Below are 10,295 nucleotides of genomic sequence, written 5' to 3' on the forward strand. Positions count from 1 at the left end.
GGTCAGCGCAGGCGGCGGGTGTTGTCCGGCTGGCGCACGGTGACCCCGCGGGCGTCGAGCCACTCGGCCAGCGGGACGGCGACCCGGCGGCTGGTGCCCCACGCCTGCCGGGCCTGGCTCAGCGTGAACGGCTGCGGCAGCCCGGCCAGCCGGGCCCGAGCCACCTCGGCGGCGCCGGGTGCGAGGTAGATGCCCTCGCTGATCCGCACCAGCTGCTCGTCGCGCACTGCCGCCGCCAGCTCCCTGGCACCCAGCCCGGCCGCGACCAGGTCACCGGCCTCCGGTGCGGCGAACGGCTCCTGGGCCAGCCGGGCGCGGATGCCGTCGACCGCACGCTGCACCTCCGGCGGCAACCCCGCCGACTCGGCCACCACCCGGCCGTCGCGCAGCGACAGTGGCGGGCGCACGAACGCCGGCACCAGCTCCGCATCCGGCAGCTCCAGCGCCGAGCGCAGCACGGCCACCGGCGGGCCGGGCTCCAGCGGGCGGAGCTGCCGGTAGCGGGCCACCACCTGCGGCACCCGGGCCGCCAGCTCGTCGACCAGCGCGGGCGCGACCAGCCACGGACCCACGGCCGGGACGCCGGCCGGCACCGGCCAGCCCATCGCCACGAAGTCCGCCCGGCGCACGAACCGCCGCCGGGCCAGGTCGGCGAGCGCCCCCGCCTCACCGGTCGGCTGCTCGGCCAGCTCGGCCGCACGGGTGGCGGCCGCACCCCGGCGGCGCAGCTCAGGCGGGTCGACGTCCCGTACGTCCGCGCCGAACACCCGGCGGGCACCGGGGTCGCGCAGCAGCAGCCGGTCGCCGACCCGGAGCGGCAACGGCTCGGTCAGGCGCAGCCGCAGCGCACTGCCGTCCAGCGGTCGCACCCGGGCCGCCACCGTCGCCGAGCCGATGTGCACGACCAGCTCGGCGGGCAGCCGGTCCTCGACCGGGGACACCAGGGAGACGTCGAGGTCGGTGGTGCGCCGGAAGGCGTCCGGGGTCAGCAGCGCCGCACCCCGGGACAGCTGCTCGACCGCGACGCCCCGCAGGTTCAGCGCCACCCGGGCGGTCGCGGTGGCCGACTCGACCGGCTCACCGAGGGACTGCAGGCCGCGCACCGTGACCAGCTCGCCGCCCAGGTCCAGCCGGTCGCCGGCGGCCACGGTGCCCGCGGCGAGGGTGCCGGTGACCACGGTGCCGGCGCCCTTGATCGTGAAGGCGCGGTCGACCCACAGCCGCACCGGCGCGACCGGGTCGGGCGCGGGCAGGCCGGCGAGCAGCTGCTCCAGCAGCGCCGACAGCTCGGCCAGACCGGCGCCGGTGCGGGCGCTCACCGCGACCGCGGGCAGCCGGCCCAGCGAGGTGCCGGCCAGCCGCTCCCCGGCGTCGGCGAGCACGGGCGCGGCGTCGGCGAGGTCGGACTTGGTGACCGCGAGCAGCCCGTGCCGCACCCCGAGGGCGTCGAGCACCGCGACGTGCTCGGCGGTCTGCGCCGACCAGCCGTCGTCGGCGGCGACCACGACCAGGGCGGCCGGCACCGAGCCGACGCCGGCGAGCATGTTGCCCACGAACCGCTCGTGCCCGGGGACGTCGACCACCGCGAGCCGGCGACCCGAGGGCAGCGTCGTCCAGGCGAACCCGAGGTCGATGGTCAGGCCGCGGCGGCGCTCCTCCTCCCACCGGTCGGGCTCCATGCCGGTGAGCGCGCGGACCAGCGTCGACTTGCCGTGGTCGACGTGGCCGGCGGTGGCGATCACGTCCACCTGCGCGCCACCTCCAGCACGACGCGGGTGAGCTCCTCGTCCTGGGCCGGCTGCAGGCTGCGCACGTCCAGCAGCGTGCGGCCGCCCTCGACGTAGCCGACCACCGGCGGGCTGGCCGTGCGCAGCGGCTCGGCGAACCGGACGTCGAGGGCGACGGCGGCGCTGGGCAGCTCGAACTCCGGCGCCCCTCCCCCGCCGACCCGGGCGGTGGCCTCGACCGCGACCGCCTCGACGCCGCCGGCCCGCAGCGCGGCGGCGACCGCGGTGGCCCGGGCGTGCAGCTGCGCGGGACCGGCGTCGAGCATGTGCCGCACCGGCGGCACCGGGCCGCGCAGCGTGGCCTCCAGCGCGGCGAGGGTGGTCTTGTCGACGCGCAGCGCCCGGTAGAGCGGGTGCCGGCGCAGCCGCTGCACCAGGTCGGCGCGGCCCAGCACGATGCCGGCCTGCGGCCCGCCGAGCAGCTTGTCCCCGCTGCACATGACCAGGTCCGCGCCGGCGGCCAGCGTCGTCTGCAGATCCGGCTCGTCGGGCAGCAGCAGGTGCGGGCGCAGCAGCCCACTGCCGACGTCGGCGACCAGCGGGACGCCGGTGCCGGCCAGCGCCGGGGCGAGCTCGGCGACCTCGACCGACCGGGTGAAGCCGCGGACGACGAAGTTGGACGGGTGCACCTTGAGCACCGCGCCGGTGTCCGGGCCCAGGGCCGCGGTGTAGTCGGCGACCGAGGCGCGGTTGGTCGTGCCGACCTCGTGCAGCCGGGCGCCGGTGGACTCCAGCAGGTCCGGGATCCGGAAGCCGTCGCCGATCTCGACCAGCTCACCGCGGGCGATGACCAGCTCACCGCCCAGCGCGGTGGCGACCAGGGCGAGGGCGGCCGCGCAGTTGTTGACCACCAGTGCGGCCTCGGCGGCCGGGACCGCCTCCAGCAGCGCGCCGAGCGCACCCTCCCCGCGCGGACCGCGGCGGCCGGTGCCCAGGTCCAGCTCCACGTCGGTGGTGCCGCTGGCCGCGACCACCGCCTCCACGGCCGCGGCCGACCACGGCGCCCGGCCGAGGTTGGTGTGCACCAGCACCCCGGTCGCGTTGAGCACCGGCGACAGGCTGGACGCGGTGCCGGGCAGCTGCGCGAGCACCGCCGGGACGACACCGTCAGGAGCGAGCTCACCGGCGCGCACCCGCTGCTGGACGGCCTGCACGGCGGTCTTCACCAGCTCCCGGCCCAGCCGTGCGACGGCGGCGGCCACCGGCGGCTCGGCCAGCACGGCGTCGGTGCGGGGGACGGTGCGGCGGGGGTCTCCGGTCATGACCGGACCAGCGTAGGTCGCCGGTGCGGAGCCGGCCCCGAGGCCGGCTCCGCACACCGGATGGCGGAGGCGGACGGGAATCGAACCCGCCTGACCGAGATGCTCGATCACGTCGGCTTTAGAGGCCGCGGGGGCCACCAGACACCCTGACGCCTCCACCGCCGAGCCTACTGGCCTCCCCGCCGACGGGCCGCGCGCACCGGTCGTAGATTCGGGCCATGACCGCGACCGCTGTCCGCCTGACCCAGTTCGCCCACGGTGGCGGGTGCGCCTGCAAGATCCCGCCCGGCGAGCTGGAGGCGGTCGTCGCCGGCCTGACCCACACCGGCCCCCGGGACCCCGCGGCAGAGCTGGTCGTCGGCCTGGACGACGGCGACGACGCCGCGGTGGTGCGCCTGGCCGGCGGGCAGGGCCTGGTGCTCACCACCGACTTCTTCACCCCGGTCGTCGACGACGCGTACGCCTTCGGCCGGATCGCCGCGGCCAACGCGCTGTCCGACGTCTACGCGATGGGCGGCACCCCGGTCGTGGCGGTGAACCTGCTCGGCTGGCCGCGCGACGTGCTGCCCACCGAGCTCATCGCCGAGGTGCTGCGCGGTGGGCTGGAGGTCGCCCACGAGGCCGGCTGCCACGTCGGCGGCGGGCACTCGATCGACTCCCCCGAGCCCACCTACGGCATGGCCGTCACCGGCCTGGTCGACCTGGAGAAGCTGATCCGCAACGACGCGGCGGTGGCCGGCACCGCGCTGTCGCTGACCAAGCCGCTGGGCGTCGGAGTGCTCAACAACCGGATGAAGAACACCGGCGAGCCCTCGCCCGAGGCGATCGCGTCGATGGGCGCGCTCAACGCCGAGGCCTCGGTCGCCGCCGTGGCCGCCGGGATCCGCGCGGGCACCGACGTCACCGGCTTCGGCCTGCTCGGCCACCTCTACAAGATGGCGCGGGCCAGTGGCGTCACTGCGGTCGTCGACGCCGCCGCCGTCCCGTACCTGGCCGGCGCCCGGCAGGCCGTGGCCGACGGGTGGGTCTCCGGCGGCACCCGGCGCAACCTGGACTGGGTGCGCCCGCACACCGACCTGTCGCACGTGTCCGACGACGAGGCGCTGCTGCTGGCCGACGCGCAGACCTCCGGTGGCCTGCTGCTGGGCGGCGAGGTGCCCGGCGCCCCGGTGATCGGCGAGTTCGTGGCCCAGCAGGAGTTCGCGGTCGTCGTCCGGTGACTGCACGGAGCATCGCAGCGAGCGCCAGCGAGCGAGGAGCGGACCGAGTGGGTCGTCCGGTGAGCGACGTCCGGGTCTGCGCCGTCGGCGACTCGTTCGTCGCAGGCGTCGGGGACCCGGACCACCTGGGCTGGGTCGGCCGGCTGGCCGCTCGCAGCCCGGTGCCGCTGACGTCCTACGTCCTGGGCGTCCGCGGGCAGACCAGCCGGCAGGTGCTGGCCCGCTGGCGCGCGGAGTGCGACCTGCGGCTGCCCGCAGACGTCGACGGACGGGTCGTCGTCTCCTTCGGGGTCAACGACACGACGCTGGTCGACGGCGTCCCCCGGGTCGCCCCCGCCGACTCGGCCGCCCACCTGGCCGCCCTGCTGGCGGACAGCCCCTGGCCGGTGCTCGTAGTCGGCCCCCCACCAGTGGACGACGTCGCGCAGAACGGGCGCACGGCCGGGCTGGACGCCGCGTTCGCCGAGGTCTGCCGGGAGCGCGGGGTCCCCTACGTCGGCGTCCTCACCCCGTTGCTGGCCAGTCCGGTGTGGATGCGCGAGGTGACCACCGGCGACGGGGCGCACCCCGGTGCGGCCGGGTACGCCGAGCTGGCCGTGCTCGTCCGCCCTGCCTGGGACGACTGGATCGCCGAGCCGGGGCGCTGACCGGCCCGCTCGGATACCGTCCCGGCATGCTGGCCGCCTTCGTCTCCACGCCCTCGCCCGACGACCCGCTCTCGGTGCTGGAGGTCGGCGAGCGCCCCGAGCCCGAGGCGCCCGAGGGCTGGACGACGGTGACGGTGAAGGCTGCGGCCCTCAACCACCACGACCTGTTCAGCCTGCGCGGCGTCGGGCTGCCGGCCGAGCGGATGCCGATGGTGCTGGGCTGCGACGCCGCGGGCACCGACGCCGACGGGAAGGAGGTCGTCGTCCACGCGGTGGTCTCCAGCCCCGGCTGGACCGGTGACGAGACGCTGGACCCGAAGCGCTCGCTGCTGTCCGAGCGGTACCAGGGCACGCTGGCCGAGCGGGTCGTCGTCCCGGCGCGCAACGTCGTCCCGAAGCCGGCGGCGCTGTCGTTCGCTGAGGCCGCCTCCCTGCCCACCGCCTGGCTGACCGCCTACCGGATGCTGTTCGTCCGCTCGGGCCTGCGGCCGGGCCAGACCGTGCTCGTGCAGGGCGCCAGCGGCGGCGTGGCCACCGCGCTCGTGCAGCTGGGCAGTGCGGCCGGCTACCGGATGTGGGTGACCGGGCGCAGCGAGGAGAAGCGGACGGCGGCGCTCGCACTCGGCGCGGAGCAGGCCTTCGAGCCCGGCGCGCGGCTGCCCGAGCGGGTGGACGGCGTCATGGAGAGCGTCGGCAAGGCCACCTGGGGCCACAGCATCCGGTCGCTGAAGCCGGGCGGCGTCGTCGTCACCTGCGGGGCGACCACCGGCTTCGACCCGAGCGCGGAGCTCAACCGGGTGTTCTTCACCCAGCTGTCGGTGGTCGGCTCGACGATGGGCACCCGCGAGGAGCTGCAGCAGCTGATGCGCATGCTGGAGGTCACCGGCGTGCGGCCGCAGATCGACGTCGAGCTGCCGCTCACCCAGGCGCACGAGGGCTTCGCCCGGATGCTCGAGGGCCGGACCGCCGGGAAGATCGTCTTCTCGGTCTGAGCTACGCCCGGGCGCGCTGCCGCTCGATCTTGGCGGCGAGCACCGACTGGTCCTTGACCGGCATGAACGGCAGCGCCGGCTCGAGTTCGGGCAGCCGCGCGCGCTGGGTCATCACGATCCGGAAGCCGGTCTGCACCGTGATCCCGTGGTCGGGACGGGAGACCACCCCGACGGCGTCGCCGGCACCGATCTCGCCGGTCTCCAGCACGCGGAGGTAGACGCCGGTCGCGCCATGGGCGGCGAAGCGCTTGACCAGGTCCGGCACGCCCCAGAAGCGGGCGAAGTTGGCGCACGGGGTGCGCCAGGCGGTCACCTCGAGCAGGGCGGTCCCGATCTGCCAGCGCTCGCCGAAGACCGCCTCGTTCAGGTCCAGCCCGGACGTGCGCAGGTTCTCCCCGAACCGGCCCGGCGGCAGCTCCCGGCCCAGCTCCGCGGACCAGAAGTCGGCGTCGGCCTGGGCGTAGGCGTAGACCGCCTGACCCTCGCCTCCGTGGTGCTTCTTGTTGACCTGCACGTCGCCGTCCAGACCCAGCGGGTGGACGGCGACGCGACCGGCGACCGGGTGCTTGTCGATCCCGGAGCGGTTCGGGCGCTTGTCCGGCAGCGGCAGGAGGTCGCTCCCTGAGACGCAGACCGCCTCCAGCCGCCCGGTCACGCGCCCAGCTCGCTGGCGCTCGCCGAGCACGTGCCCGAGGGTGCCGTGCCGCTGAGTGAGCTCGCGAGCTCGCTCACTTCTTGCTGGCCGTGGACTCGTTGGTGGAGAGCGCGGCCACGAAGGCCTCCTGGGGGACCTCGACGCGGCCGACCATCTTCATCCGCTTCTTGCCCTCCTTCTGCTTCTCCAGCAGCTTGCGCTTGCGGGTGATGTCACCGCCGTAGCACTTGGCCAGCACGTCCTTGCGGATCGCGCGCACCGTCTCGCGGGCGATGACCCGGGCGCCGACGGCGGCCTGGATCGGCACCTCGAACTGCTGGCGCGGGATGAGCTCGCGGAGCTTGCCGGCCATCAGCACGCCGTAGCTGTACGCCTTGTCCTTGTGCACGATCGCGGAGAACGCGTCGACGGCCTCGCCCTGCAGCAGGATGTCCACCTTCACCAGGTCGGACACCTGCTCGCCGGCCTCCTGGTAGTCCAGGCTCGCGTAGCCGCGGGTGCGGGACTTCAGCGCGTCGAAGAAGTCGAAGATGATCTCGCCGAGGGGTAGCACGTAGCGCAGCTCGACGCGGGTCTCGGACAGGTAGTCCATGCCGGTCAGCGCGCCGCGGCGGCCCTGGCAGAGCTCCATGATCGCGCCGGTGTAGTCGCTGGGGGCGATGATCGTGGCGTTGACGACCGGCTCGTAGACGGCCTCCATCTTGCCGTGCGGCCAGTCGCTGGGGTTGGTGACGACGACCTCGCTCTTGTCCTCCATGACCACCCGGTAGACGACGTTGGGTGCGGTGGAGATCAGGCTCAGCCCGGCCTCGCGCTCCAGCCGCTCGCGGACGATCTCCAGGTGCAGCAGGCCGAGGAAGCCGACCCGGAAGCCGAAGCCCAGCGCGGCGGAGGTCTCGGGCTCGTAGACCAGCGCGGCGTCGTTGAGCAGCAGCTTGTCCAGCGCCTCGCGCAGCAGTTGGTACTCGCTGCCGTCGATCGGGTACAGGCCGGAGTAGACCATCGGCTTGGGGTCGCTGTAGCCACCGATCGGCTCGGCGGCCGGCTTGTGCTGCAGGGTGACGGTGTCACCGACGCGGGACTGGCGGACGTCCTTCACCCCGGTGATGAAGTAGCCGACCTCGCCGACCCCGAGCCCCTCGACCGGCTTGGGCTCCGGGGAGATGACGCCGATCTCCAGCAGCTCGTGGTTCGCGCCGGTGGACATCATCTTGATCCGGTCGCGGCCGCTGATCCGGCCGTCCATCACGCGGACGTAGGTGATGACGCCGCGGTAGATGTCGTAGACGGAGTCGAAGATCATCGCCCGCGCGGGGCCCTCGGCGTTGCCGACCGGGGCCGGGATCTTGGCGACGATCTCGTTCAGCAGCTCCGGCACGCCCACGCCGGTCTTGCCACTGACCCGCAGGACGTCGCCGGGCTCGCAGCCGATGATGTTGGCGATCTCCGCGGCGAACTTCTCCGGCTGAGCGGCCGGCAGGTCGATCTTGTTCAGCACCGGGATGATCGTCAGGTTGTTCTCGAGCGCCAGGTACAGGTTCGCCAGCGTCTGCGCCTCGATGCCCTGCGCGGCGTCGACCAGGAGCACCGCACCCTCGCAGGCGGCCAGCGACCGGGACACCTCGTAGGTGAAGTCGACGTGCCCGGGGGTGTCGATCATGTCGAGGACGAACTCCTCGTCCCCGACCGTCCAGGGCAGCCGCACGTTCTGCGACTTGATGGTGATGCCGCGTTCGCGCTCGATGTCCATCCGGTCGAGGTACTGGGCGCGCATCTGGCGCCCCTCGACGATGCCGGTCACCTCGAGCATCCGGTCGGCCAGCGTCGACTTGCCGTGGTCGATGTGGGCGATGATGCAGAAGTTCCGGATCCGGGCGGGATCGGTGCTGGCAGGAGTCGTCACAGTGCGCCCATCGTCCCATGGACTCGCACCCGGCGAAGCGATCGGCCGTCGAGTCGCCGTGGCCCCCGGCGGCCCGGTGCCCCTGCCGGGCGGTCCGCTCCCGCCCTCCGACCGCTCCCCGCCAAGCCGCGGACGCCGACCGGCCCCCGTCCCCGGGTCGCGGGTGACCTGCGGCTGTTGGGTGGGCGGCACAGGGCTGGTATCTTCAGAGACCGGTCCGCAGTGCGCTCAGTTGCGCCGTGGACGCGCGACTCAGCACCAGCACCGACCCAGACTCCCAGCAGACATTCGAGGCTCACGCGTGGCGAACATCAAGTCCCAGATCAAGCGGATCAAGACCAACGAGATCGCGCGCAAGCGCAACGTCGCGGTCAAGTCCTCGCTGAAGACGCAGGTGCGTCGTTTCCGCTCGGCCGCCGAGGCCGGCGACAAGGAAGCTGCCGCCACCGCGCTGCAGATCGCCAGCAAGGCGCTGGACAAGGCCGCCAGCAAGGGCATCATCCACAAGAACCAGGCGGCGAACCGCAAGTCGGCGCTGGCCAAGAAGGTCGCCAGCCTCTGACCTCCCGAGGCGACCGCCCGCCGGTCGCCTCGCCGACGAGCCCCTCTCCCCCGCCGGGAGAGGGGCTCGTCGCCGTTCCGGGGCCCGACGCGGGACCGCCGGGCCGATCGACCCGGCGGGTCGGTCAGCGGAAGGAGCGGGCCCGCTCGCCGCGGCCAGCGGCGCCGGCCGACCGGATCTCCACCAGCTGCCGGATGGCGCGCTCGAGGGCGTAGTCGGCGCTCGCGGCGGCGCCCTTCACGTCCGCATTGAGCGTGGCGGCCACGCCGATCGCCTGCTGCAGCGCGTCGATGGTCCAGCCGCGGGCCTGGGACTGGGCCTTCTTGACCTTCCACGGCGGGAGCTTGAGCTGGCGGGCCAGCTCACCGATGTTCGTGGTGTTCAGCGAGGCGACCCGGGCCGCGGTCCGGACGCCGTCGGCCAGCGCGTCGGCGATCAGCACGTGGGCGACCCCGCGGTCGAGCGCCCAGCGCAGCATCTCGACCGAGCCGGCCGTGTCGCCCACCAACACCCGCTCGGCGACGGTGAAGCCGGTGACCTCGGCCTGCCCGCGGTGGAAGCGGGCGACCGCGTCGGCGTCGATCGACCCGCCGAAGTCCGACACCAGCTGGCTCGCCGCGGCCGACAGCCCGCGGAGGTCGTTGCCGACGGCGTCCAGCAGGGCGGTGACGGCGTCCGGGGTGATCCTGCCGCCGGCGTGCCGCACCTCGTTGCGCACAAAGGCGATCCGCTCCCCCGCCGAGCTGATCTTCGGGCAGTCGTCGATGGCGGCACCGGCGGCCTTGAACGCCTTGACCAGCGCCTCGTTCCGCTTGCCGCCGTGGTGGACCAGCACCAGGGTCAGCTCCGGGTCGGGGTCCTTGGTGTAGCTGATCAGGTTCTCGGCCAGCGCAGCCGCGGCCTCGTGCACGCCGGTGACGACGACGAGCCGGTGCCCGCCGAACAGCGAGGGCGCCAGGGAGTCGGTCAACTGCCCGATCGCCAGCCCGGCAGCGGCGAGCTCGTGCTCCTCGCTGTCGGGGTGGGCCTCGCGCACCGCGGCGCGCACGGCGCTGACCGCCCGGGCGCGCAACAGCTCCTCCTCGCCGGCCACGACGCGCAGGCGGGACGTCGGTGCCGGGGGTGCTGCTGCCACGGTCCCATGCTGCCACGCGGTACCGACCGGACCGGGACGTCGCCGCCACCCCGGTCCGGGCAGCCGGTGCGGACCCCGCGACGCGGGCGGCCGGTGCGGACGCCGCGGCGCGGGCGGCCGGTGCGGACGCCG

Annotated in this window: 9 protein-coding genes and 1 tRNA gene; 4 read left to right on the top strand and 6 right to left on the bottom strand. The window is 74.5% G+C overall.

Features of this window, described 5'->3' with window-relative positions:
- Positions 1-2 precede the first annotated feature (2 nt).
- The 3 genes from selB to GCU67_RS08710 all read right to left on the bottom strand — a co-directional run bounded on the left by selB (position 3) and on the right by GCU67_RS08710 (position 3,206).
- The gene (gene selB, locus GCU67_RS22750) at positions 3-1,748 is read right to left on the bottom strand and encodes a selenocysteine-specific translation elongation factor (RefSeq protein WP_163610709.1); all 1,746 of its coding nucleotides are present in this window, start codon (positions 1,746-1,748) and stop codon (positions 3-5) included.
- On the bottom strand, positions 1,739-3,049 hold the full coding sequence (gene selA, locus GCU67_RS08705) for an L-seryl-tRNA(Sec) selenium transferase (RefSeq protein WP_163610710.1): 1,311 nt from the start codon (positions 3,047-3,049) through the stop codon (positions 1,739-1,741). Before selA ends, selB begins: the two co-directional genes overlap by 10 nt.
- 61 nt (positions 3,050-3,110) lie before the next feature.
- A tRNA-OTHER gene (locus GCU67_RS08710) sits at positions 3,111-3,206 on the bottom strand.
- A 61-nt stretch (positions 3,207-3,267) separates the two neighbouring features.
- Between GCU67_RS08710 and selD the strand changes: the two genes are divergently transcribed.
- The 3 genes from selD to GCU67_RS08725 are packed head-to-tail and all read left to right on the top strand — an operon-like array spanning position 3,268 to position 5,908.
- Positions 3,268-4,269: a selenide, water dikinase SelD gene (gene selD / locus GCU67_RS08715; RefSeq protein WP_163610711.1), complete on the top strand. Its 1,002-nt coding sequence runs from the start codon at positions 3,268-3,270 to the stop codon at positions 4,267-4,269.
- A gap of 59 nt (positions 4,270-4,328) precedes the next feature.
- Positions 4,329-4,916: a GDSL-type esterase/lipase family protein gene (locus GCU67_RS08720; protein ID WP_163610712.1), complete on the top strand. Its 588-nt coding sequence runs from the start codon at positions 4,329-4,331 to the stop codon at positions 4,914-4,916.
- A 26-nt stretch (positions 4,917-4,942) separates the two neighbouring features.
- Entirely contained in the window at positions 4,943-5,908 is a 966-nt protein-coding gene (locus GCU67_RS08725; RefSeq protein WP_163610713.1) for a zinc-binding dehydrogenase, read from the top strand.
- A gap of 1 nt (position 5,909) precedes the next feature.
- Here GCU67_RS08725 and GCU67_RS08730 read toward each other — a convergent pair whose 3' ends face one another.
- Entirely contained in the window at positions 5,910-6,563 is a 654-nt protein-coding gene (locus tag GCU67_RS08730; RefSeq protein ID WP_163610714.1) for an MOSC domain-containing protein, read from the bottom strand.
- Between the two features lie 73 nt (positions 6,564-6,636).
- Entirely contained in the window at positions 6,637-8,466 is a 1,830-nt protein-coding gene (gene lepA / locus GCU67_RS08735; protein WP_163610715.1) for a translation elongation factor 4, read from the bottom strand.
- Positions 8,467-8,767: 301 nt separating this feature from the next.
- Between lepA and rpsT the strand changes: the two genes are divergently transcribed.
- Positions 8,768-9,028, top strand: a complete 261-nt coding sequence (gene rpsT, locus GCU67_RS22755) for a 30S ribosomal protein S20 (protein WP_163610716.1) — start codon at positions 8,768-8,770, stop codon at positions 9,026-9,028.
- A gap of 124 nt (positions 9,029-9,152) precedes the next feature.
- Here rpsT and holA read toward each other — a convergent pair whose 3' ends face one another.
- Complete coding sequence (gene holA, locus GCU67_RS08745) at positions 9,153-10,163, bottom strand: DNA polymerase III subunit delta (protein ID WP_163610717.1); 1,011 nt, start codon at positions 10,161-10,163, stop codon at positions 9,153-9,155.
- Positions 10,164-10,295 lie beyond the last annotated feature (132 nt).

The organism is Modestobacter muralis (assembly GCF_010682105.1).
In the GTDB taxonomy this organism is placed as follows: domain Bacteria; phylum Actinomycetota; class Actinomycetes; order Mycobacteriales; family Geodermatophilaceae; genus Modestobacter; species Modestobacter muralis.

Excerpts from the sequence above, each read along its gene's own strand:
- selA (WP_163610710.1), bottom strand. The coding sequence starts at position 3,049 with ATGACCGGAGACCCCCGCCGCACCGTCCCCCGCACCGACGCCGTGCTG.
- selD (WP_163610711.1), top strand. The coding sequence starts at position 3,268 with ATGACCGCGACCGCTGTCCGCCTGACCCAGTTCGCCCACGGTGGCGGG.
- GCU67_RS08725 (WP_163610713.1), top strand. The coding sequence starts at position 4,943 with ATGCTGGCCGCCTTCGTCTCCACGCCCTCGCCCGACGACCCGCTCTCG.